The 23473-nt window shown below is 58.7% G+C and carries 18 protein-coding genes and 1 pseudogene; 8 read left to right on the top strand and 11 right to left on the bottom strand.

The window, feature by feature from the left end; genetic code table 11:
- Nucleotides 1–42 precede the first annotated feature (42 nt).
- The 7 genes and pseudogenes from RBH10_RS23885 to RBH10_RS23855 all read left to right on the top strand — a co-directional run bounded on the left by RBH10_RS23885 (nucleotide 43) and on the right by RBH10_RS23855 (nucleotide 9726).
- Nucleotides 43–1935: an ABC transporter ATP-binding protein gene (locus RBH10_RS23885; protein WP_281038183.1), complete on the top strand. Its 1893-nt coding sequence runs from the start codon at nucleotides 43–45 to the stop codon at nucleotides 1933–1935.
- Nucleotides 1932–3833 carry an ABC transporter substrate-binding protein gene (locus RBH10_RS23880; RefSeq protein WP_281038184.1) on the top strand — a complete coding sequence of 634 codons (1902 nt, stop codon included), beginning with the start codon at nucleotides 1932–1934 and terminating at the stop codon, nucleotides 3831–3833. Before RBH10_RS23885 ends, RBH10_RS23880 begins: the two co-directional genes overlap by 4 nt.
- A gap of 1 nt (nucleotide 3834) precedes the next feature.
- Complete coding sequence (locus RBH10_RS23875; RefSeq protein WP_045021136.1) at nucleotides 3835–4833, top strand: ABC transporter permease; 999 nt, start codon at nucleotides 3835–3837, stop codon at nucleotides 4831–4833.
- Nucleotides 4830–6005: an ABC transporter permease gene (locus RBH10_RS23870; RefSeq protein WP_281038185.1), complete on the top strand. Its 1176-nt coding sequence runs from the start codon at nucleotides 4830–4832 to the stop codon at nucleotides 6003–6005. Before RBH10_RS23875 ends, RBH10_RS23870 begins: the two co-directional genes overlap by 4 nt.
- 72 nt (nucleotides 6006–6077) lie before the next feature.
- Nucleotides 6078–7286, top strand: coding sequence for a glycosyltransferase family protein (locus RBH10_RS23865; protein ID WP_281038186.1), 1209 nt, complete (start codon nucleotides 6078–6080; stop codon nucleotides 7284–7286).
- A 43-nt stretch (nucleotides 7287–7329) separates the two neighbouring features.
- Nucleotides 7330–8577, top strand: a complete 1248-nt coding sequence (locus RBH10_RS23860; protein ID WP_281038187.1) for a glycosyltransferase family 4 protein — start codon at nucleotides 7330–7332, stop codon at nucleotides 8575–8577.
- Nucleotides 8574–9726: pseudogene (locus RBH10_RS23855) on the top strand (glycosyltransferase family protein). The gene RBH10_RS23860 and the pseudogene RBH10_RS23855 overlap by 4 nt, the downstream one beginning before the upstream one ends.
- On the opposite strand, the gene RBH10_RS23850 reads toward RBH10_RS23855, so the two are convergent.
- From RBH10_RS23850 to RBH10_RS23825, 6 genes are all read right to left on the bottom strand, one after another.
- Nucleotides 9692–10432, bottom strand: a complete 741-nt coding sequence (locus RBH10_RS23850; protein WP_281038189.1) for a copper homeostasis protein CutC — start codon at nucleotides 10430–10432, stop codon at nucleotides 9692–9694. The pseudogene RBH10_RS23855 and the gene RBH10_RS23850 overlap by 35 nt on opposite strands.
- A gap of 26 nt (nucleotides 10433–10458) precedes the next feature.
- Nucleotides 10459–11664: an MFS transporter gene (locus RBH10_RS23845; RefSeq protein WP_281038190.1), complete on the bottom strand. Its 1206-nt coding sequence runs from the start codon at nucleotides 11662–11664 to the stop codon at nucleotides 10459–10461.
- Nucleotides 11665–11727: 63 nt separating this feature from the next.
- Nucleotides 11728–13161, bottom strand: coding sequence for a M81 family metallopeptidase (locus RBH10_RS23840; protein ID WP_281038191.1), 1434 nt, complete (start codon nucleotides 13159–13161; stop codon nucleotides 11728–11730).
- Nucleotides 13162–13173: 12 nt separating this feature from the next.
- Nucleotides 13174–15093, bottom strand: coding sequence for a beta-N-acetylhexosaminidase (locus RBH10_RS23835; RefSeq protein ID WP_281038192.1), 1920 nt, complete (start codon nucleotides 15091–15093; stop codon nucleotides 13174–13176).
- 44 nt (nucleotides 15094–15137) lie between these two features.
- Complete coding sequence (locus tag RBH10_RS23830) at nucleotides 15138–15920, bottom strand: SDR family oxidoreductase (protein ID WP_281038193.1); 783 nt, start codon at nucleotides 15918–15920, stop codon at nucleotides 15138–15140.
- 85 nt (nucleotides 15921–16005) lie between these two features.
- On the bottom strand, nucleotides 16006–16869 hold the full coding sequence (locus RBH10_RS23825) for a MurR/RpiR family transcriptional regulator (protein WP_281038194.1): 864 nt from the start codon (nucleotides 16867–16869) through the stop codon (nucleotides 16006–16008).
- Between the two features lie 243 nt (nucleotides 16870–17112).
- Here RBH10_RS23825 and RBH10_RS23820 point away from each other — a divergent pair, with 243 nt between their 5' ends.
- Nucleotides 17113–17598 (top strand): hypothetical protein, encoded by a 486-nt coding sequence (locus RBH10_RS23820; RefSeq protein WP_281038195.1) that lies wholly within the window; start codon nucleotides 17113–17115, stop codon nucleotides 17596–17598.
- Nucleotides 17599–17750: 152 nt separating this feature from the next.
- Here the strand turns inward: RBH10_RS23820 and RBH10_RS23815 are convergent, their stop codons facing one another.
- The 5 genes from RBH10_RS23815 to RBH10_RS23795 all read right to left on the bottom strand — a co-directional run bounded on the left by RBH10_RS23815 (nucleotide 17751) and on the right by RBH10_RS23795 (nucleotide 23254).
- Nucleotides 17751–18863 (bottom strand): ABC transporter ATP-binding protein, encoded by a 1113-nt coding sequence (locus tag RBH10_RS23815; RefSeq protein ID WP_281038196.1) that lies wholly within the window; start codon nucleotides 18861–18863, stop codon nucleotides 17751–17753.
- Between the two features lie 186 nt (nucleotides 18864–19049).
- Nucleotides 19050–20282 (bottom strand): ABC transporter substrate-binding protein, encoded by a 1233-nt coding sequence (locus RBH10_RS23810; RefSeq protein WP_003504912.1) that lies wholly within the window; start codon nucleotides 20280–20282, stop codon nucleotides 19050–19052.
- A gap of 40 nt (nucleotides 20283–20322) precedes the next feature.
- Nucleotides 20323–21180 carry a carbohydrate ABC transporter permease gene (locus tag RBH10_RS23805; RefSeq protein ID WP_003504914.1) on the bottom strand — a complete coding sequence of 286 codons (858 nt, stop codon included), beginning with the start codon at nucleotides 21178–21180 and terminating at the stop codon, nucleotides 20323–20325.
- Complete coding sequence (locus tag RBH10_RS23800) at nucleotides 21177–22061, bottom strand: carbohydrate ABC transporter permease (protein WP_281038197.1); 885 nt, start codon at nucleotides 22059–22061, stop codon at nucleotides 21177–21179. Before RBH10_RS23800 ends, RBH10_RS23805 begins: the two co-directional genes overlap by 4 nt.
- Nucleotides 22062–22072: 11 nt before the next feature.
- Entirely contained in the window at nucleotides 22073–23254 is a 1182-nt protein-coding gene (locus RBH10_RS23795; protein ID WP_281038198.1) for a Gfo/Idh/MocA family protein, read from the bottom strand.
- Between the last annotated feature and the right edge of the window lie 219 nt (nucleotides 23255–23473).

Below are 23473 nucleotides of genomic sequence, written 5' to 3'. Positions count from 1 at the left end.
GTCACAAGGCAACGATAAAGAGACGGCAAGGAACCCTTTGGCATGAGCGCAGGCGCAGATTTGCTCCGTATTGAAAACCTGCAGGTCTCGTTTTCTCTTATGGGTGGCACGATTGACGCCGTGAGGGGTGCCAGTCTTCGCATTCTTCCGGGAAAAGTCACGGCACTCGTCGGAGAATCCGGCTCCGGAAAATCCGTGATCGGCCAGACGATCATGGGTATCCACCCCAAGACGGCGCGCGTGAACGGCCGTGTGCTGTTCACCGATCCCGCAAATGCCGCCGCCGGTCCCATCGATCTGCTGCAACTGCCGAAGGACGGTCGGGAAATCCGCGCCATACGCGGAAATCGCATCGGGCTGATTTTTCAGGAACCGATGACGTCTTTTTCGCCGCTGCATACGATCGGCAACCAGATCGACGAAGCGCTGAGAATCCACAGCATCCTGTCGCCGGCCGAGCGCGCGGAAAAAATGTATGAAACGCTCGACCTTGTGGGGTTTTCCAACCCCAAAAAGGTCGTGAACATGTATCCCTTCGAATTGTCGGGCGGCATGCGCCAGCGCGCCATGATCGCCATGGCGCTGATCTGTCGCCCCGCCCTTCTGATCGCCGACGAGCCGACGACCGCTCTGGACGTGACCATCCAGGCGCAAATCCTTAAGCTGCTGCGCGATCTCCAGAGCCGGCTGAACATGAGCATGCTGCTCATCACCCACGATCTTGGCGTGGTAGCAAACATCGCCGACGAGGTTGCCGTGATCTACCAGGGCGAGATCATGGAAGCCGGAACGGTCGATGACATCTTCAAGGCACCGAGCCATCCCTACCTCAAGGGCCTGATGGCCGCCGTGCCGCATTTCGATATGAAGCCCGGCGAGAGGCTGAAGGCGCTGCGCGAAATCAACGTCGATCACGAAAGCCTTGTCGGCAAAAAAACCGCCGCAGTGAATAAAACCCCCGGCCCGCTTCTGACCGTGGACAATATCAGCAAGACCTTCACGACCCGGAAATCCAGCTGGTTCAGCCGCCGCGACGCCAACGCCACCAAGGCGGTCAACAGCGTCAGTTTTGAAATCCGCCGGGGAGAATGCCTCGGGCTGGTGGGCGAAAGCGGCAGCGGCAAGACAACCGTCAGCAAAATCCTCATGCGCGCCGTGCGCCCGGATGAAGGCTCGGTGACCTTTCACCGGCCGCAGGGCGATATCGATGTCCTCAATGCCAGGGACGGCGATCTCAAGGAATTACGGTCGAAGATTCAGATGGTCTTCCAGGACCCGATCTCGTCGCTTTCGCCGCGCATGACCGTGCGCAATCTCTTGAGCGAGCCGCTTGAAATTCATGGACGGGGCGATGCGAAATACCGCGCGGAGAAAGTCCGCAACCTCGTCAAGGCCATCGGCCTTGGCGAAAGCGCGCTGAACCGTTACCCGCACAGCTTCTCGGGCGGCCAAAGGCAGCGTATCGGCATTGCGAGAGCCCTGGCGCTCGGTCCCGAATTATTGATCTGCGACGAACCCGTTTCCGCCCTCGACGTTTCGGTACAGGCACAAATTCTCAACCTGCTCAAGGATTTGCAAAAAGACCTCGGGCTTACCTACCTCTTCATCTCGCACAATCTGGCGGTCGTGGATTATATGGCTGACCGCGTGGCCGTGATGTGCGAGGGCCGTATTGTCGAGCTGGCGCCGCGGGAAATCATGATGCGCTCCCCGGTGCATCCCTATACCAAATCGCTGCTGGCAGCCGTGCCTTTCCCCGATCTCGACCGTCCGCTCGATTTCCGCACCATCGGCAAGATCAGCGCGACGGGCAAGTTCGACTGGGGCAAGCAATTCCGCGACGAGGGTGATGGCGAAATGATCTCCGCCGATCTGGGCGACGGCCATTTCGTTCTTGCAAACGGCAATGCCGACATCCGGGAGCTTCGCCCTTGATCACGCGCCGCACCACCCTTGCCTTGATGGCCTCCGTATTTTTGCCGGCCTATGCGCGCGCCGCCTATACCGATCCCGCCTATTTCAAGGAGAAGCGGGACAAGGGCGAGTTGCCTGATATAGCGGAGCGCCTGCCGAAAAATCCGCGCGTCATCGATATGAAAGCACTTGGCCGGGAACCGGGAAAACACGGCGGCTCGGTGCGCATGCTGATCGGCGGCCAGCGCGATATCAGGCTCATGCCCATCAGCAACTATGCCCGCCTGGTCGGTTATGACGAAAAATTTGAGCTTCATCCGGACATTCTGGAAAGCTACGACGTTCAGGACGAACGCATCTTCACCTTCAAGCTGCGCGAAGGCCACAAATGGTCCGACGGCAGCGATTTGACGTCCGAGGATTTCCGCTATTTCTGGGAGGACGTCGCTCTCAACAAGGAAATCCACAAGGGCGGCCCGCCGATCGAACTTCTGGTCAACAACAATCCGCCCCTGATCGAAGTCATCGACCGGCTGACGGTGCGCTACACCTGGGAAGGTCCGAACCCGGATTTTCTGGCGAAGCTCGCGGCGGCGTCGCCCGCGCGGCTGTTCCTGCCCGCTGCCTATATGAAGCAGTTCCACATCAAATATCAGACTGCGGAAAACCTCGCCAAGCTCATCAAGAAAAACAAGACGGATGACTGGAGCGGGCTGCATATCAAGATGTCGCGGCAGGTCCGCCCGGAAAATCCCGCCCTGCCGACGCTCGACGCATGGCGCAATACGACTTCGCCGCCGGCCGAACAGTTCGTGTTCGAGCGTAACCCCTATTATCACCGTGTCGACGAAAACGGCCTGCAACTGCCCTATCTCGACCGGTTCCTGCTGAACGTCACCTCTTCCGACATCATCTCGGCCAAGACGGCGTCGGGCGATAGCGATCTGCAATATTTCGGCCTCGATTTCGCCGATTACACCTTCCTGAAGGATGCCGAAAAGCGCTTCCCATTGAAGGTAAATCTCTACAAGCGCTCTCAGGGGTCGCGGATCGCACTTTTGCCCAATCTGAATTGCGCAGATCTGGTGTGGCGGCAATGTTTCCAGGACGTTCGTGTGCGCCGCGCAATGTCGCTCGCAATAAACCGGCACGAAATCAACATGGTCTGCTTTTACGGGCTGGCAAAGGAAAGCGCCGATACGGTCCTGCCCGAAAGCCCGCTTTACCGGCCGGAATTTGCCGAAGCCTGGAGCGCCTTTGACCGGGCGATGGCCAACAGGTTGCTCGACGAAGCGGGTCTTGAGAAGCGTGACAATGCCGGCAATCGGCTTCTGCCGGATGGCCGCCCGGCCTATATCATCGTCGAGACAACAGGTGAAAGCACGCTCGAGACCGACGTGATGGAACTGGTGACGGATCACTGGCGGCACATCGGCATTGCGGTTTCCGTCCGCCCCACCCAGCGCGATGTCTTCCGCAAGCGCGCCATGGGCGGCGAGGTGTTGATGTCGGTGTGGATGGGCATGGACAATGGCGTGCCGACCCCCGACATGCTGCCGTCAGGCCTTGCTCCCACCGGCGACGACCAGCTGCAATGGCCGGTCTGGGGCATCCATTATCTTTCCGGCGGGCGCGAAGGCAAGGAGCCAGATCTGCCGGAAGCGGTGCACCTGCTGGACCTGCTTAAAAAATGGCGCCGAAGCGTCGCCGAAGAAGAGCGCGAGGCCATCTGGCTGGAAATGCTGGAAATCTACACACAGCAGGTGTTTTCCATCGGCATCGTCAACGGCGCACTGCAACCCGTCGTCCATGTCAAACGTATGCGAAACGTGCCGGAAAAGGCGCTTTTCGGTTTTGAACCCACATCGTATCTCGGCGTCTACATGCCGGATGCCTTCTGGTATGACGGAGACGCCTGATATGCTGCGGTATATTCTCAAGCGCATCCTCGTCATGATCCCCACACTGATCCTGATCTCGATGCTGGTCTTCACCATCATCGAATTGCCGCCGGGCGATTATTTCGAAAGCTACGTTGCCGAACTGCGCGCCATGGGCGAGACCGCAAACCTTGCCGAAATCGAAGAGTTGCGCATCCGTTACGGCTTCGACCAACCGGCGCCGATCCGCTATTTCCGCTGGGCGACCGGCATGCTGGTTGGCGATTTCGGTTATTCCTTCGAATATCAGCTGCCTGTAAACGAGGTGGTGGGAGACCGTCTGTGGCTGACAGTTCTGGTGTCCTTCGTCACCATCATCGTCACCTGGCTCCTGGCCTTTCCGATCGGCATCTATTCCGCCACGCACAAATACAGCTGGGGTGACTACGGCCTGACCTTCCTCGGTCTGCTCGGCATCGCCATCCCCAACTTCATGCTGGCGCTGATCCTGATGTATTTCGCCAACATCTGGTTCGGCATTTCCATCGGCCATCTGATGGACCGGGAATATCTGAACCAGGCGATGAGCTGGCCGAAGTTCAAGTCGATCCTCGAACATATCTGGATCCCCGTCCTCATCATCGGAACGGCGGGTACGGCGGGCATGATCCGCCGCCTGCGCGCCAACCTTCTGGACGAATTGCAGAAGCAATATGTCGTGACCGCCCGCGCCAAGGGGCTTCACCCCTTCAAGGTACTGATCAAATATCCGCTGCGCATGGCGCTGAATTTCTTCATCTCTGATATCGGCTCGATCCTGCCCGCGATCATATCAGGCGCGGAAATCACCGCCGTCGTGCTGTCGCTCGAAACCACCGGTCCGATGCTGATCCGGGCGCTGCAAAGCCAGGATATGTATCTGGCGGGTTCGTTCCTGATGTTCCTCGCATTCCTGACGGTGATCGGTGTTCTTGTCTCGGATATCGCCCTTGCAATACTTGACCCGAGAATCCGCTTTGGAGGTGGTAACGTCAAATGACTTCATCCATCCCCACACCGGGCGACGCCTTGCCCCATTACGTCTCGGCGGCACCGTTCGACCCGTCGCTCATCGAACCCAACACGTCTGGAATGGCGGCCTTCAGCAAGGCATCGCAGCTGCGGCTCATGTGGTGGCAGTTCCGCCAGCACAAGATCGCCGTCTGGTCCGGCGCTTTTCTGGTGGTGCTTTATCTTTCGATCCTGATCAGCGAGTTTCTCGCCCCTTACAATCTCCATACCCGCAATATCGATCATATCTACGCCCCGCCCCAGGGCATTCACCTCTTTAATGACGGCAAATTTGTCGGCCCCTTCGTTTATGGCCGGGAAATGACGCTGGACATGGACAATCTGAGGCGCGTCTACCGCGATGTGCCGACGGATATCCAGCCGCTGCGCTTGTTCTGCAAGGGCGATACCTACCATTTCTGGGGCATGATCGAGGGCAGAACCCATTTCGTATGCCCGGCCGAAGGCGGTGAGATGTTCCTGCTCGGCACCGACCGGCTCGGACGTGACGTGCTGTCGCGGATCATCTATGGCGCGCGTATCTCGCTGACGATCGGCCTTCTCGGCGTCGCCATGAGCTTCGTTCTCGGCATTGTGATCGGCGGTCTAGCCGGTTATCGCGGCGGCACGTTCGATCTCATCGTCCAGCGCATCATCGAAGTCCTGCAATCCATTCCGAGCATTCCGCTATGGCTCGCACTTGCGGCGATCATGCCAGTGACCTGGAGCCCGATCCTCGTCTATCTCGGCATCACCATCATTCTCGGTATGCTGGACTGGACAGGACTGGCACGCGCCGTGCGCTCGAAATTGCTTGCGCTTCGTGAGGAAGACTATGTTTTGGCTGCACAATTGATGGGCGCCGGCACGCCGCGCATCATTGGCAGACACCTTATCCCCGGCTTCATGTCGCACCTGATCGCGTCGGCAACGCTGACGATACCGGGCATGATTCTCGGCGAAACCGCGTTGAGCTTCCTCGGCCTCGGCCTCAGGCCACCGATCACAAGTTGGGGAATTTTGCTCACGGAGGCGCGCAGCGTCAGCGTCATTGCGCTATATCCGTGGCTTCTCATCCCGACGATTCCGGTTGTTCTCGTCATTCTGGCCTTTAATTTCTTCGGTGACGGACTACGTGATGCTGCTGATCCCTTCAGATAAAATGGAACACGCCTTGATAAACTGCTCTTCCGCCATCGCCTTTTTTGTGAAAGGCAAAAAGAGGTGTGGCCGATGACCTCCCGTTTGAACGACGCACGCATCCTCATGTACAGCCACGATTCCTTCGGCCTTGGCCATCTGCGGCGGTGTCGCACGATCGCCCACGCACTGGTCGAGGATTATCGCGGCCTCAACGTCCTCATCATCTCAGGCGCGACCATTGCCGGCGCCTTCGATTATCGCGCCCGCGTCGATTTCGTGAAGATCCCGAGCGTCATCAAGCTGCGCAACGGCGAATACACCTCCATGGACAGGCATATCGATCTTCAGGAAACGCTGAAGATGCGCCGCTCCATCATCTATCACACCGCCGAAAGCTTCCAGCCGGACATCTTCATCGTCGACAAGGAGCCCATGGGCCTTCGCGGCGAGGTGGAAGAAACGCTTACCTACCTCAAAAGCCAGGGAACCAAGCTCGTCATCGGCCTGCGTGACGTCATGGATGCGCCACAGCTGCTTGAGGCGGAGTGGAAGCGCAATGACGTGATGACCAAGATCGGCAAATTCTACGACCACGTCTGGATTTATGGCCCGCCGGATTTCCATGACCCGCTGACCGGGCTCGACGTTCCTCAAACGGTTCGCGACAAGATGGATTTCGTCGGTTTCCTGCAACGCTCCAAAACGCAGGCCGAAACCGTTGCGCACCGGCCGGAAGGCGACTATCTCCTTATCACCACCGGCGGCGGCGGTGACGGCAGCGAATTGATCGACGACGTCATCAACGCTTACCGCCATGATAGCGAACTGACCCACAAGGCACTCGTGGTTCTCGGCCCCTATATGCCGGCAGACCAGCGCCAGCGCTTCATGAGCAGCGTCGCCGATATTCCGTATATCGAGATCATCGAATTCGATAACCGCATGGAAGACCTCGTTGCCGGCGCCCAGGCTGTCGTGTCGATGGGCGGCTACAACACCGTTTGCGAGATATTGTCCTTCGACAAGCCCGCCCTCGTCGTGCCGCGCACGGTGCCGAGGGAAGAGCAGCTCATCCGCGCCAGCCGCGCATCGGAGCTTGGCCTTTTCGACATGCTTCTACCGGAAGACGCCGAGAACCCCGCAAAAATGGCCGCAGCTCTCAAAGCGCTGCCGAACCGCGCGCCACCTTCCGTCAATTCGCGGGAGCTGAAGCTCGACGGTCTGGAAAACATATCGAAACGGATAGCCGAATGGCTGCCGCCCGAGGGTGAAAAGGCGCCGATCACGCTGACCGCGTGACTGGCTCCCCGACAACCGCCGCTTCAAAAGAGACACGCGCAACGTGACCGATACAAAAAAAATCGTGGTGCTCCTCAAGGGCTATCCGCGCCTGTCCGAGACTTTCATCGCCCAGGAACTTCTGGGGCTTGAAAAGGCTGGCCTCACACTTGAACTCATGTCCATGCGTCGCCCGACGGATAAAAAACGCCACCCCGTTCATGATGAAATCCGCGCACCCGTCACCTATCTGCCGGAATATCTGCACGAGGAACCTCTGCGTGTTTTGAAAGCATTGTGGGCCTGCCGCAAGAAGCCGGGCTTCACCAAGGCGCTTCGCCGGTTTTTCAGCGATCTGCCGCATGATCTCAGCCGCAACCGCTTCCGCCGTTTCGGGCAGGCCGCCGTGCTATCCCACGAATGGCCAGCGGATGCCGAGTGGCTGCATGTTCACTTCATTCACACGCCCGCCTCGGTCGCCGCCTATGCGCACCTCATCACCGGCACGCCCTGGACGATTTCGGCCCACGCCAAGGATATCTGGACCTCCAGCGACCGCGACCTTGCCGCCAAACTGGAAAGCGCCCGCTGGGCTGTAACCTGCACGGCGAGTGGCTTTCAGCACCTCCGCGACCTTTCCGGCCTCAAGCAGAATGTGCACTTGAGCTATCACGGACTTGATCTCACCCGCTTCCCGCATTTCGACGCGCCGCGCCCGCAGAGAGATGGATCGAACGCCCTTGATCCGGTCAGGATTTTGAGTGTCGGCCGCGCGGTCAAGAAAAAGGGCATCGATATTCTGTTGCAGGCACTGGCCTCGCTTCCGCAGGATATCCATTGGCGTTTCACCCATATCGGCGGCGGTGACGAGCTTGCAGCACTGAAGAAACTCGCCGACGAGCTTGGCATTGCCGACAAGATCGTCTGGACCGGGGCAATGGACCAGAAGCAGGTGCTGGAGAATTACCGTGAGGCGGATCTGTTTGCCCTTGCCTGCCGCATCACCAGCGATGGTGATCGCGACGGTCTCCCCAATGTGCTGGTCGAGGCTGCCAGCCAGGCGCTAACCTGCATTTCCACCAATATATCAGGCATTCCAGAATTCTTTGTCAACGGTGAAAACGGGCTGCTGACGGAGCCGGAAAATCCGGCCGCCTTCGCGGAAGCGCTACGCACTGCAATCACCGATCCGCAATTGCGCCAGCGTCTGGGGAGTGCTGCCGAGAACCGTGTACGAACCGCCTTCGACAACCGCACCAGCATTGCCGAGTTGAAGGCCCTGTTCGAAACCGAGTGGGAAAAAACGCCATGACCGATGCGGAAAAGCGTCCTTCCGTTTTCTTTTACGTCCAGCACCTTCTGGGCATCGGCCATATCGCCCGTGCCAGCCGCGTTGCCAATGCCCTTCAGGCGGATGGTTTCGATGTCGTTCTGGTGACGGGCGGCACGCCGGTTCCGGGTTTTCCGGGCGAAGGCATCCGCCACGTCGAATTGCCGCCGATCGCCGTCAGCGACGAAAGCTTTTCCGGCCTTGTCGACAGCTCTGGCAAACCGGTGGATGACGACTTCAAGAAACTCCGCACGGATATGCTCATCGGCGCTTATCACGGTGCAAAACCGGATATCGTCATCATCGAGGCGTTCCCCCTTCGGCCGCAGGCAGGTGCGTTTCGAATTGCTGCCGCTTCTGGATGAGATTGAGGATAGTGAACCGCGCCCGCTCGTCATGGCGTCGCTGCGCGACATTCTGCAGGAAAAAACCAAACCGGGCCGGGACGAAGAAACCGTATCGCTGGTGAAGAAACATTTCGACGCGGTTCTGGTCCACGGTGATCCGGATTTCGTCCGGCTTGAAGAGACCTTTCCCCTTGCCGGTGAGATCAGCCAGCGCATTGTCTATACCGGCCTCGTTGCACCGCTACCGCCACCGGAACCGGCTGAGAAATTCGATATCGTGGTGTCCGCAGGCGGCGGCGCCGTTGGTGCGGCACTCGTCCGGTCAGCACTTGAAGCCGCCCCGCTGCTGGATGACATCAAGAGCTGGTGCCTCGTGACCGGCCCCAATATGCCGCAAGCGGATTTCGATGCGATCTCGGCGCAGGCAGCGGATAATGTTTCCGTTTTCCGCTTCCGCAAGGATTTCGCAAGCCTGCTCGCCGGCGCGCGGCTTTCGGTTTCGCAAGCCGGTTACAATACGGTCTGCGATATTCTTCAGGCAAAATGCCGCTCGCTCCTCATACCCTTCGCGGCCGGTGGTGAAACGGAGCAGAGCGCCCGCGCCGAACGTCTGGCGCGACTGGGACTGGCGCAGGTGCTGGAGGAGAAAGATATCTCCGCGCAATCCATGGCCGACGCGATCGAGGCGGCATTGGCCCTGCCGGAACCGGACACGATCACACTCGATCTCGACGGGGCGGCCGGAACTGCTAGAGCCCTACGCCGCCTTTTTGATGAGCGGTGAGGATCGCCTTCAACTCGCGAACCGCCGCCTCATCCGTACCCTTGCGCCCCGCACCGGTGAAACCGAGCTTTGCCACCCGGCTTTCCGGATCGTAAAACGGAACGGTGGAACAGGACGCATGGATTTCCGTGATGGGAAAGCGATCCAGCAGTGCCTGCACGATTGGCGGGCGCACACCGGCACCCGGCATGATGATAATCCGGCCGTCAGCCAGCTCGGATAACCGCGCCAGCGTCTCGATACCTTCGAGTGCCGAACGCGCACCGCCGGAAGTCAGAATTCTCGGAAAACCGAGCGCGATGGCAGCCTCCAAAGCCTCATCCATGTCGGGAACGACATCGATGGCCCGGTGCAGCGTCACATCCAGCCCATCGGCGTGACGGCGCAATTCTTCAAGCAGGGGAATATCAAGCGAGCCATCGGCAAGCGAGGCGCCAAGCACAACGCCGGAAAGCCCCGCCGCCCGTGCCGCGTCGATATCGCGTTTCATCACATCAGCCTCGTCGTGCGTGAACACGAAATCACCAGCCCGCGGCCTGATCATCACGCTCACCGGCAGGTCATATGCCGCCGCCCGATGCATGAAGCCGACAGAGGGCGTCACGCCGCCGCCGGACAGCGCCGCGCAGAGTTCGATCCGGTCGGCTCCGCCTCTGACCGCCGCTTCCAGCCCCGCCACATCGTCCACGCAAATCTCGAGAATCATCGTAACCTCTTTCATTCGAATGGCCGTTACCTGCGACGGCCCTTCCCATCAAGCGCGTAGAGCATGTAAACGCCACCAAGCCCCACAATTGCGCCCAGGATGGAGGTTCCCGAATAGTTGGAGACCTGCGTCCCAACGGCAAAAATCAACGCGCCCAGACCGGCGCCGAGGAAAATGTTGACGGCGATCAGCGAGCTTCCAAGCCCCGGTCGGTCCGCGATCAGTTCCTGCAAGTAAGTGATCGGGATACTGATGATGGCGGCAGCACCCAGCGCGCTGATGACAGTCTGGGCATAGATATGCCATGGCGCGGAAGCGAGCCCCTGCAGGATGAGATAGACGGCATAGAGCACTGCTCCCGCCGCAAGTGTCAGCGTTTGCGGCACCTTCTTCTCGATCCAGCCCCACAGGAGAATGAAAACGATCTCCAGCGCGGCAACGATGCCCGCGACAATACCGATATCCGCGACCGTGCCCTTCGCTTGGCCCGTTATGATGAGCGAGCGTATGGAATCATTGAGATGCAGCATTGAGCAGATCAAGGCGATGGCGATGATGCGCAGCAGCACCCGCCGCGAGCCGATTTCAGCAAGCGAAGCACGCAAACCGAACCGCGCCTGCGTGTTCACCGATACCGGCGTGGCGGCGCGCGGCAGACAAAAGGCCACGAGCAGAAAGCAGATAAGTGCGCAAATGCCTGAAAACAGGAAAGCCGTCAGCATATTGCCGGAACTCACCAGAAAAATACCGACGATGCCGGGCACCAGCACCCAGGAGAGCGAGATGGTTGCGCGCATGATCGAATTCACGGCGATCATATCGCCTGTCGAAAGATTGCGGGCATCGGCACGCACATGCGCGAAAATCAGCGAGTTCATCGCCCCGAAAATCGGCAGGAGAACCAGCTTGGCGCTCACGAAAGCCGTGGCATTGCCAACCAGATAAACCAGCATATAGCCGCTGACGCCAAAGAGCGCGATGAGCAGCATGGGCTTGCGATATTCGCCTAGCCTGTCGGCGACGATGCCCATCAGCACGCTGGCGCTGACATTGATGACGGCGGCAAACAGCATCAGCAGGGAATAGACGGTGTTGCTGAGCCCGATTTCGCGAATGCCGATCACCGCCTGATAAGGGGCGGTCGCGGCATTCGAAAAGCCGAAGAAAAGAATGGCGAGCGCCCCGATGCGGATCGACGGATTGTTGATAACGATGGAAAGAGCCGACGGCATGAAGGTTCGCCTGAGATGATCCGGCTGGGCCGGATCGCTGGATGAAAAGCTATCGAACCGCTGTCATCGCCAGCGGGCCGAAAGGATAGGTTGCGGCATATAATCGAAATGCGGCTTCCATGGGTAAAAATCGCCATCCCGGCGGCGATTGGGAAGGTTTTCGATATCCTGATTGATAACCCCTTCCGTCAGCGCCATGAGGTTGGGATTGGCGATGGGCGCGAGCTCCGGCGAAAGATAACCTGATTTGACGACCAGCAATCGCACCGCCTTCGGATCGAAACCGAGACGGGTGAAATCCGACATCATGTGATAGGGCCTGCGCCGCGCCGCCAGAATGACGGTGATACCCCCAATAGCGACCACAGCCTGCCGCTGACCCCTAGCACCTGGATCGTCCAGTTTCAGGACCTCGGCTTCGACGGTGACGGAGGGGCTCTCTGGATCAAGACTGCCGCCGATCTTCACAAAAAGCTTGGCCCCCTCACCCGCCGCAAAACAGGCTTCGACCGCTGGCCGGTCGGTGATGCCGCCCATCAGCGCGCCCTGCCAGTTGCGCGTAATCAGCGCCGCCAGAACATCGGCACGATCGCCCACTCCGCCGCCGGTCGGGTTGTCGCCCGAGTCTGCAAGAATGATCGGGCTGGTGGTCGTCTTTTCCGCAATATCCATGATAGCATCAAGCGGCTCGGTCACGGGACCGAAACGAAAATCCTGCCGGGCATTCCAGTAGGATTGCGCAATCTCGGCGGCAACCGCCTGCGCGGCCTCCCTGTCCGTCCCCGTCACCACAGCACAGGCCGTTGCCCTTGGTTCGTCGGCCCAGACGTAGCCGATCATGAAATTCGCATCCCATATGCCGGGCCGGGCATCGTGATCCGGTAGGACGGCATAGAGGCTTTTGGCCGGTTCATCTTCCGTGGAGGTCTTTTCACCCGGCAGCAGAACAGGGATTTTCGCCCAGGCCACACCGGGCTTCTCACCCGTTTTCAGTGCCTTGAGGAGCATCGTCCACGCCCGCACCATCGTCTCGCGCACATCGATATGCGGCGCAGTTCGGTAGCCGGCGAATATATCCAGTTGATCGATGATCTTCTGGCTGACGTTGCCGTGCAGGTCGTAGCTGGCAGAAACGACCACATTCGGCCCGACCACGGCGCGGGCGCTGGAAATCCAGTCGCCTTCCGCATCGTCCATGCCTTCGACATTCATCGCGCCGTGCATGGCGAGATAAAGTCCATCCAATGGTAATGAGGCTTTCAGACGCTCGAGGAATTCCTGCTTGAACGCATCATAGGCCACGCGCGAGACCGGACCACCCGGCACCGCCCGCGCATGTAGAAGCGGCAGCACCTCTGCCCCGCCTTCGCCCAGAAAATTGAAATACTCGGCCTCCAGCAACTCCGCGCCGCGAAAAACGCGAAAGTCTTCCTGACGCATCAGCACCGGCGAATAGGTGCTGCATTCGGTATGAATACCACCAACGGCAATACGCATCTCGCCTTCCTCTCAATAAACCGGGCTCAAGGGGACGATGGCGGAGAAACGCAGCCAATCCTTCTGCGCTTTTGGCGTCCACGCCGCCTCGGCAATGGCCGGCAGTCTCGGGAAAACCAGATGGTTGAAATAGGCACGGTTGAGGAAATGTTCCGACCAGATGCAGGCCTGAACGCCTTTCATCCGCTCCTTCAATTCCTCAGGAAAATCGCCCACCGCCTCATAAGCATAGGTATGCGAAGGCGGAACGGTGCCGGCCCAGCTTGCGCCCGGCTCCTGCCAGGCTTCATCCTGCACCATGTCGAGATAATAAGCCTGTCCCGGCGTCATCACCACGTCATAGCCCTGCTTTGCAAGCTCAAGGCCAACTTCCGGCTTCTGCCAGGCCATCAGCAATGTGCCAGCCGGATCAACGCCGCCGCCATGCGAAACTTCGTCCCAGCCGGCAAGCTGACGGCCGCGCTCATGCAACATCCCCTGAATACGTTTCATGAAATAGGACTGGATGCCGAAGGTGCCGTCGAGCCCTTCCTTTTCCATCAATGCCTTGGCAAGCGGCGAGGCAAGCCACGAACCATCCGCAACCTCGTCGCCACCAATATGGATCAGCCGCGAGGGGAAGAGTTCCACCATCTCGTCGAAGATCTTGCCGAGGAACTCATAGGTCGGCTCGATGGCCGGATTGAGCGCATTATTGGGATATCCCTGCACCGAGCGGTAGCTGTCCGGTGCCTCCTGCCCGTCCGTCAACTCCGGATAGGCAACAAGAGCCGCCGTGCTGTGGCCGGGAATATCGACTTCCGGCACGATTTCGATGTTCAATGCGGCCGCATGCGCAACGACCATGCGCACATCGTCCTGGCTATAATAGCCGGAAACGGGTTCGGCCCCGTTGCCAAGCTGCGGCAGAAGCGGCGCATCAGGGCCGCGCGTCGCGCCAACGGTGGTCAGCAGCGGATAAGCCTTGATTTCAAGCCGCCACGCCTCGTCATCGGTCAGGTGCCAATGGAACCTGTTCATGCGCAGCCAGGCGAGAATATCGATAAGCCGCACGACATCATCAGTCGGATAGAACTGCCGCGAGACATCAAGATGGCAACCGCGCCAGCTGTAACGCGGTGCATCGGTGATGGTGCCGGAGGCCGGGAAGCGGAACTTGGGATCGATCCGCGCGCCATGCAGCAATTGCGCCAGCACCGTCAGGCCATATTGCAAACCGGCAGCGGCCGAATATTCCACGACAACGGCTTCATCCGAGAAAGACAGGCGATAACCTTCCGCCTCCAGGCCGCTATGTTTCTTGAAGCGAAGCGGTTTGCCCTCATGAACCGGCGCAAGGCTGAAAGGCACATGCCCAACGGCAAAAAGCCTGCGGAACAGAGACAGCACGGTTTCCACCGCAAGCACTTCCTCAGCCTTTGCATCCTCCGTCGGGAAAAGTGCGACGGGGAAGGCCTCGCCGGGCTCGGCATCGATTTCCGCTGGCCAGGGCTGGATGGAAAAGGGCAGATCGAGCTTTCCTTCGGGAAGCAGGACCGGCGCGGGCTCGCTGTGACGCCCGTCCAGCATCAAATCGCCGACATCAACGGCGCGATGCGTACCGTCGGCAAGGCTGACATAGGCGGATTTCGCCCCGTCCGTGCGATGGCGGGCGGGTCTCAGCAGACCATCGACGGTGAAACGCCAGGATTTTCCAGCCTCGAGCACGAAGCCGGGCGGCGGCGCAAACTCATGGAAATTGGCATTGCGGCGCAGATAAACGGCATTGCCGCAAACGGGCTTGTCGATGGTCCGCGTCAGCGACGTGTAGACGATCCGGAAATCCTTCAACGGCTCATGGGAAAGATTGACCAAGGTAAAGGTAAACCCGCCCGAGGCGGAATTTTCGAGCGGATGCCATGAATTTTCAAGACGATATTGTGCGAGCGCCATGATGCTCCCCTTTATTGCGCATTGAACCCTCTGGAGGGCTTTGATCAGTAGTGTTCGGATTGCGAGAAAGTACGGGCAAGTGGGGCTTGCCCCGCCGTCAGCCCGCAGTCGACCGGCAGGCACACGCCGCTGATGGCGGCGGCCTGTGGGCCGGCCAGAAAGGCGACGGCGTTGGCCACATCTTCGGGCTTTACGATGCGCTGCAACGGATACCAGTGCTTCGCTTCCTCGAAGACCTGAGGATTGGCCGCGGCCCGCGCCTCCCACGCCTGCGTGCGCACGGTGCCCGGTGCAACGGCGTTGGAACGGATGCCGAATTTTCCGTATTCGACGGCGATCAGCTTCGTCAGATGGATCAGCCCGGCCTTTGCCGCGCTATAGGCGGGATGGCCGAACACAGCCATGCCGTTGACAGAAGTGATATTGATGACAGACCCCTCAGTCCGCTTCAGCGCTTCCTCGAAAGCCCTGAAGCAGAGAAACGGTGCTTCCAGATTGAGCGCATTATCCTTGCGCCATATTTCCGCGGTTGTGTCGTGCAGACTGACCGCCCTTGCAGCACCCGCATTGTTGACGAGGGTCGCGACATCGCCCAGCTCCGCGACCTCCAAGGCCAGCCTTGCAAGGTCTTGCGGATCGGTAACATCGCAGGTTTTCGAAACGAAAGCGGGACCGGAAAGCAGGGAAAGTGCATTGGCAAGGGCGTCGGGATCGATATCCACCAACACCACCTTTGCATGGCTTTCAGAAAGCGCCGCGGCAATTGCCCGGCCTATGTCACCTGCCGCCCCCGTTACGACGGCGACCCGGTCTTTCCTGTCCTGCATCTCATGCCACTCCTTCGAAGCTTTCAAATCAGTCTCGGAGCGGAATTTTCAGGCAAAACCGCTCACAGTTTTCACCATCCCGCCTTCAGTCACCCAGCAATTGCCGGTCATCCGGATCGCGATGTTCCACGAGTTGCTGCTTGATGTGACGCAGGGTCACCATCGACCGTTGCCGGTGGTGGTAGGCAGCAAGGGTCGCCAGAATATCGACGGCAGCCAGATAGGCGTAACGCGATGAGGTCGGGCGGAAGATATTGTTTCCCTCGGGCACGTTGACGGCCACGACGATGTCGGCGGCCATGGCGACAGGCGTATCGCTCTGGGTGAGCGCAATGGTGGTGACCCCCATTTCGCGCGCCAGCCTGAAGCATTTCACCAGCTCCATGTTGCGGCCGGAGAAGGAGGAACCGATAATCACGTCCTCCTTACGCGCGGCAGCCGTCATCATCAGTTGCATGCTGTGGTCGGCGCTGGTGGAAACACGCAGGCCCAGGCGAAACAGCCGGTTTTGAACTTCCGACGCGATCATCGAGGAATTACCGCCGGCACCGAAGGCATAGATCATGCCGCTATTGGCAATCTTGATCGCCGCTTCGTCGGCAAGGGCGGGGTCGAGCGTCTTGTGCAGCAGGAAAAGCGCCTCCTGTGCCTTGGCGAGCACTTCCTCGGCGACATCCGACGGGCCGGTGCTGGTCGGTTCCGAGGTAAGGTAGCGAATGCCCACATAGGCGGTCTTGGCGAGGCTGACCTTGAAATCCGAAAAGCTCTGGCAACCCAGACGCCGGCAGAAGCGCGTCACCGTCGGCGGAGAAACCTCGGCGCGAGCGGCAAGCTCGATGATCGAGGCATTGACGGCGAATTCGAAGTCCGAAACCAGAATATCGGCGATCCGCCGTTCCGATTGCGAGAACTGTCCCCTGTCGTCTTGAATCCTTGCGAAAATATCCATGCTCACCGGTCTCCGTTCTGCCAAAACTTAAGGCTTGGCCCCGTTTCCGATGCATCCTAATCCGAGACGCCCGTCAACCGTACATACCCATGAATCGACCATGCTTCGTCCCGTTGACGACACGCCGGATATCCTCAATCTGAAAATTATTTTCTCTGTTGATTGATAGATGAGCATATGCCAACAATCTTCGCCAGAGAAATCTCCAAACTGTGAAAATAATTTCAACGACGGACCCAAATCATGCGCGATCCATTCAAAAATCCCTTTCCCGAAACAAACGTCGCCCGCCACTCCATCTGGGAGATGCTGGTGACGCGGGATATCGACGCTTTCCTCACTGCCGACTGGTCGAAGGTCGCGGATGATTTCGTCGAGGACGGCTTTCTCGGCATCAACGCCAACCGGGATGCGAACCCGGATAACTGGCGCCTGTCCTTCCCCTCGCTTGAGGCCTATCGCGACGAATGGCTGCGACAGGCGAAGGATTTCCAGACACAGCAATTCGCTGAAGACCCGCGCAATGCGATCTTCACGACCACCACGCTGGAAGAGATCGAAGTGGAAGGTGAGACCGCGCTGGTACGCAAGAAGTTCGACGGCGGGCTTCGCAAGGCCGATGGCAGCTTCGACGTGATGAAATGGCAGACGCTCTATTATTGCCGGGTGCATGAGGGACGCTGGAAGATCAGCGGTTTCACCGGCTACATGCCCAATCCCATGCCGTGATCCAGCGGACATGCAAGAGAATATCGAGCGCCGGGCCAAAAGCCCGGCGTTGCTTTTTCGTCTGGCGACGACAGAAGAAGACCGCCGAAAACGGATCGCGTCAGGAAAAACCGGGCATGGGGAGACAGATTTCATGGCCCGGTTCCCGCCCATTATTGTATCAGCTTGAGGACGGAAAGATCGACACGCCGTTCCAGCGCGATACCGCTCTCATCAAACAGATGGCAATCCGATGCCTTGATACCGGTGACGATGAGTTCATCGACGATGACAGGCGCGGAACCGGAAAGAAGCGCGCAATAATTTTCACCCGTCGGCGCGACACCGTAAGCGATGGTATTCACCCCCAGCCGCTCGATGACGCTGGGCGAAACCTTGATATTGAGGTCGGCTGTTTCGAGACCGGTATGTTCCGGGCGAATGCCGAGCGTCAGCTGCGTGCCTTCAAGACCGGCGCGCGGCTCCACCGGCACGGTAATCGTCTGGCCCTCATACTCCACCGTCACACCTTCGGCGCTGACGGATTTGCAGGTGACCTTGAGGAAATTCATTTTCGGATTGCCGATGAAACCGGCGACAAACACGTTCGCCGGCTTGTGATAAAGCTCGAGCGGCGCGCCAACCTGGGCGATTTCGCCGCCATTCAGCACCACGATGCGTTCGGCCATGGTCATGGCTTCTACCTGGTCGTGTGTCACATAGATCATCGTCGCCTTCAGCGTCCGGTGAAGATTGGTGAGTTCGATGCGCATGTCGGCGCGAAGTGCCGCATCAAGGTTGGAAAGCGGCTCGTCGAACAGGAATATCTTCGGCTCGCGAACGATGGCGCGGCCGATCGCGACGCGCTGGCGCTGGCCGCCGGACAACATGCCGGGGCGCTGCTGCAGGCGCTGGTCAAGTTGCAGGATCTTGGCGACGCCCTCGACCTTTTCCTTGATCTTGGCCTCTTCCATCTTTTCGACGCGGAGGGGAAATGCGATGTTTTCGAAAACCGTCATATGCGGATAAAGCGCATAGGACTGGAAGACCATGGCGATGCCGCGTTTCACCGGCGGCAAGTCATTGACCTTCACACCGTTGATGACGATATCACCGGCGGAAATATCCTCAAGGCCGGCGATCATACGCAGCAATGTGGATTTGCCACATCCCGAGGGGCCGACAAAAACGACGAACTCGCCATCCCTGATGTCGAGCTGAACGCCCTTGATGACTTCGAAATGTCCATAGTTCTTGCGGACGTTGTTGAGATAAAGCTGACCCAAAACTTGCCTCTCCCGTCACCAGCCGACATCAGGCTGCGTTCAGAGACGTTCCGCAACACGGGAAAAATCGCGTCGAACCGGAACCGTTGAAAAACACAAGACGCCCCTTCCGTCATAACGGCAGGCATTCTCGCGGCGGATTATTGGGTTGCGGGCGATCTGCGCCCGCAACCGTATCAATGTGGATTATTTGTACTGCTCGAGAGCGGCAGAGGCCTTCTTTGCGGCATCTTCCGGTGTTGCCTTGCCGGTAACGACAGACTGCACCATCTCGATCATCGTGTCCTGGAAGCCCTTGTAGTCAGTAAAGAGCGGCTCGGGACCGCCATAGGCGATACCGTCGATCAGCGGCTTCCAGAAGGGGTCCTTGGCGATGAATTCATCAACCTTGGGCGACGGACGAAGCGGGGTGAGGCCAGCGCCGCCCTGCAGCTCATATTCGCCCTGCGGGCCGGGCGAGGTGATGAATTTGGCGAATTCGGTCGCCTTTTCTTCCACGCCGGTTCCCTTGAAGATCGCCAGGCTGTCGGTGATGAGCAGCGTGCCGGGGCCCTTGGCTTCAGGGCCGAGCGGCAGGGTTGCGATACCCCAGTTGATCTTGGTTTCCTGCAGGCGGGTTGCGGCACCCGATCCGGCCTGGATCATGCCGACCTTGCCATCGAGGAAGATGGCGCGGATTTCGTTCTGCTCATAGGCCGTCGGACCTTCGACGGAATAGGGCGTGATATCCTTGTAGGCCTTAAGCGCTGCGAGAACCTGCGGGCTGTCAACGGTGATCTTGTCGCCATCGATGACCTTGCCGTTGTTGGTGTAAACCCAGTGCATGAACTGGTGCATGGTATTGTCGAAGGTCTTGGCGGGCAGGCCGTAACCGGCAACGCCGGTCTTTTCCTTGATCTGCTTGGCAAAGGCGATCTCTTCAGCCCAGGTCTTCGGCGGCACTTCCGGATCGAGACCGGCCTGCTTGAACAGGTCCTTGTTCCAGTAGAGCGCCTTGGTCGAGAAAGCGACCGGCACGCCCCACTGCGTATCCTCGAAGGTGACCGTGTCGACGATGTTAGGGTAATAGGTCTTCTTTTCGTCTTCCGTCATCGGCACCGGAACGATGAGGTCGTTCTGGGCGAACTGCTTCAGCGTGCGCGAACCGACATAGGCCATGGCGACCGGGGTGCCGGCGGCAGCGAGCGTGGTTGCCTTGTCCTGGCACTGAGCCCAGCCGACGACTTCCGGAACGACCTTGTATCCGGCATTCTTGCCTTCCCATTCCTTGATGTATTTTTCATGGATGGGGTCCATCTTGTCGCCGCAATAGATCCAGCTGATCTCCTTGTCGGCGGCGTGTGCCGCCACCGTGCCAAGGGCAGTGGAACCGGCAAATGCGAAAGCGCAAAGCGCCAATCCGTAATGTTTCAGTGCCATAATTAGTCTCCCGTTTTCTGGTGGTCGTTCCTATTGTTGATTATTTCACCGCGCCGGCGGTAAGCCCGCTGACGAGATAGCGTTGCATGAAGAAGATGACGACCATGGCCGGCGCAATGCCGACGAAGCTGGCCGCCATCAACTCATTCCAGACGACTTCCTGACGACCGAAATAGGCGAACAGGCCGATGGGCAGCGGCATATATTCGGTCTTGGAATTGAAGGTGAGAGCGAAGATGAACTGCTGGGCATAAGCGCCGATGAAGGTGGTGATGGACACAACCGCGATGCCCGGCATCGCAAGCGGCAGGATCACCCGGCGGAAGGTATAGAAGTAGCTCGCGCCATCCACATAGGCCGCCTCCTCCAGTTCACGCGGGATACGCAGCATGTAGGTCCGCAAAAGCCAGATAGCGGTGGGGATCAAAAAGGCGGCACCGGGAATGATCATCGCCAGATAGGTGTTCAGCACACCCATATTGCGCATCAGCCGGTAAAGCGGGATCAACAGCACCGCGCCGGAAAACATGTTGATGGCCAGAAATGCGCCGAGCAATTGTCCGCGCCCGCGAAACTGGAACCGGGCAAAGGCATAGGACGCCGGCACCACCAGCAGCAGGACGATAATGGTCGAGATCGTCGAGATGAAGAAGGAATTGAAGACGTAGCGGGCAAAGCCCGGAACGCTGACCCACATGGTCCGGTAGGCTTCGAAGGAGCCGTTTTGCGGCCAGAACTTGTAGGGCGAGGAGAAAAGCAGGCTGAGCGGCTTCAGCGAAACCAGAAATCCTTCCACGAAGGGCGCCAGCACAAAGGTCAGGAACACGGCGATGCCGCAATAGATCCCGACGATTTCATACCACCTGTAACGGTTGATCATCGCATTCTTGTCGGTCATCGGCTGGCCTCCTGCGAGATACGGCTGGTGATGCGGAAGTAGAAATAGGTGAAGATCGACAGGAAGATGCAGATCAGCACGGCGCGAGCTGCACCCTCACCGTATTTGTAGGAACCGATCGCCGTTTTATAGGTGTCGATGATCATGGTGGTCGTCTGGCCTGTCGGCCCGCCCTGCGTCAGGATCCAGATGATATCGAACGAGTTGAAGGTCGAAATCAGCGAGATCATCGACATGGTGATCATGGCGGGCAGCATCAGCGGCAGCGTGATGCGGCGGAAGCGGTAGGTGCGGCTGGCGCCGTCTGTCCAGGCTGCCTCGTAGAGATCCTGCGGAATGGCCTGGATTGCCGCCAGCAGATAAAGCGTCACCATCGGCACGCCGATCCACACATCGGTAATGATCGTCGCCCAGAAAGCCGTGCTGCCATAGGCGAGGAAAGCAACCGGACCGTTCACCAGACCGATGTTCTGCAGGACACCGGAAATCATGCCGAACTGGCCGTTATACATCCAGCCCCACATGAAGATGCCGATAGCCATCGGCACGATCCAAGGCGGCATCGTCAGGATGCGAAACAACGCCCGGCCGGGAACGGCCGAATTCAGCAGCACTGCACCACATGTGCCGATGATCATCTTTATCGAGACGGAAAAGAACGTCCAGATAAAGGTCCGCGTGATGACCCCGGCAAAAGTCTCGTTGAAGATCTTCTCGTAATTGAAGAACCCTACCCAGTTCGTCGTCTTTTTCAGCGACGCATCGGTGAAGGACAGGATGAAGGTATCGACGAGCGGATAAGCAACGATAACCGTGATGTATAAAAGTGCCGGCAGAAGAAGAAGCCAGGCAAAGACGACCGCGCTGCGTTTCGCATCCATCGCCGCGCCCCTCAAGCCGATTTCACGGCGGGTGATTTCGGCTGCCCGTGGAGCGCCAGATCGTATTCCTCCCAGACGGGTTTGAGGTCGACCACCTTGCGGCCATGGCGCGCCTCGTCCATGGCAAGCGCCAGAATGCCGGCCTCGATCGCATCGAGGGCGGAAACCGGGAGCGGCGTACCCTTGACGATATGGGCGATCACGTCTTCGGCCATCTGCTCGTCGGCACCATAATGCTGCGAAAGCGTGGTTGCTGCCGAATAGGTCTTCGCGACGGTCTTTTCGTTGGTCCGGGCATTATGCACGTTCAGGAAGCCACGCACGAAGTCGCCTTCCGCCATGCCCTTGGCGCCGATGACGCAGAAACGGCGGAAATCGTCGGGAACGTTTAGATTGGTATGGAAGGCAAGCGACGCGCCGTTCTCATATTCGACGATCGCCGTCTGGTAGTCGATGATGTCTCCGTCACTGTCGAAGACCTTTTCGGAGCCCATCCAGCCGCTCGGCTTGCGATGGTAGACCTCCATGTCGTTGATGCCGTCATTTTGCGGAGCATTCGCGGGCGTGAAGCTCTTGCGCCCGCCGAAGCTCGAGACGAAACGCGGCCGCGCACCGACCACGCCATTGTAAAGATCGAGGTCGTGGCAGCATTTTTCCAGCATGAAGGAACCGGAATAATTCTCGTAGCGCCGCCAGTCGCGCATGAAGAATGCGCCATGATAGGGCGGAATATGCTCCGAAGCCTCAATGGAAACGACATCACCGAGCTTGCCCTCGGCCTGCGCCGCGCGCAGATCGCGGTAAAGCGGCGAATAACGCAGGACCAGACCGACCAACAACCGCTCATGGCCGTGCTTATTGAGCAACCGGGCGAGTTCGAGGCTTTCCTCGATGCTGACGACTATCGGCTTCTCGGAGAAGATGGTGCAACCGGCTTCAAGCCCGATGCGGATATGCTCCAGATGCATATGGTTCGGCGAGCCGATCATCAAAAGATCGAATGTCTCGCCGGCGATCAGTGCCTCCGGGCTATCATAGGCCTTGCCGGCCGAAATGCCTTTTTCTTGCAGACCCGGCAGACCGGCCGGGGCGGGATCGACATAACCGACGATCTCGAAATCCTTGTCGATCTCGTGAAAAACGTAGCCCAGATAACCGAGACGGAATCCGAGTCCGATAATTCCCACCTTCATGAACTTTGTTCCCTGTTCATTCGTAATTCATTTTCGCAGAAGCAACCATTTCTGTGCTGGTTATTCAGATATCTGCGATAATTTTCCGCCACGATGAAATTAATTTTCATGACGGTCAAGTTAAATTCGATCGCACGAATCTTGATGAAGGTCGGAGATCGATGTTTCCCGGCGAAACGGAACAACCCGACCACCGACGCAAAAAACAATACCAAAAAA

Origin of the sequence: Rhizobium sp. AN73 (assembly GCF_030757975.1) — a bacterium.
GTDB lineage: Bacteria > Pseudomonadota > Alphaproteobacteria > Rhizobiales > Rhizobiaceae > Agrobacterium > Agrobacterium arsenijevicii.
This window is presented reverse-complemented; position numbering and strand designations above follow the sequence as displayed.

Coding starts and splice junctions, on each gene's coding strand:
- RBH10_RS23885 (WP_281038183.1), top strand. CDS start 43: ATGAGCGCAGGCGCAGATTTGCTCCGTATTGAAAACCTGCAGGTCTCG.
- RBH10_RS23875 (WP_045021136.1), top strand. CDS start 3,835: ATGCTGCGGTATATTCTCAAGCGCATCCTCGTCATGATCCCCACACTG.
- RBH10_RS23870 (WP_281038185.1), top strand. CDS start 4,830: ATGACTTCATCCATCCCCACACCGGGCGACGCCTTGCCCCATTACGTC.
- RBH10_RS23865 (WP_281038186.1), top strand. CDS start 6,078: ATGACCTCCCGTTTGAACGACGCACGCATCCTCATGTACAGCCACGAT.
- RBH10_RS23850 (WP_281038189.1), bottom strand. CDS start 10,432: ATGATTCTCGAGATTTGCGTGGACGATGTGGCGGGGCTGGAAGCGGCG.
- RBH10_RS23845 (WP_281038190.1), bottom strand. CDS start 11,664: ATGCCGTCGGCTCTTTCCATCGTTATCAACAATCCGTCGATCCGCATC.
- RBH10_RS23840 (WP_281038191.1), bottom strand. CDS start 13,161: ATGCGTATTGCCGTTGGTGGTATTCATACCGAATGCAGCACCTATTCG.
- RBH10_RS23835 (WP_281038192.1), bottom strand. CDS start 15,093: ATGGCGCTCGCACAATATCGTCTTGAAAATTCATGGCATCCGCTCGAA.
- RBH10_RS23830 (WP_281038193.1), bottom strand. CDS start 15,920: ATGCAGGACAGGAAAGACCGGGTCGCCGTCGTAACGGGGGCGGCAGGT.
- RBH10_RS23825 (WP_281038194.1), bottom strand. CDS start 16,869: ATGGATATTTTCGCAAGGATTCAAGACGACAGGGGACAGTTCTCGCAA.
- RBH10_RS23820 (WP_281038195.1), top strand. CDS start 17,113: ATGCGCGATCCATTCAAAAATCCCTTTCCCGAAACAAACGTCGCCCGC.
- RBH10_RS23810 (WP_003504912.1), bottom strand. CDS start 20,282: ATGGCACTGAAACATTACGGATTGGCGCTTTGCGCTTTCGCATTTGCC.
- RBH10_RS23805 (WP_003504914.1), bottom strand. CDS start 21,180: ATGACCGACAAGAATGCGATGATCAACCGTTACAGGTGGTATGAAATC.
- RBH10_RS23800 (WP_281038197.1), bottom strand. CDS start 22,061: ATGGATGCGAAACGCAGCGCGGTCGTCTTTGCCTGGCTTCTTCTTCTG.
- RBH10_RS23795 (WP_281038198.1), bottom strand. CDS start 23,254: ATGAAGGTGGGAATTATCGGACTCGGATTCCGTCTCGGTTATCTGGGC.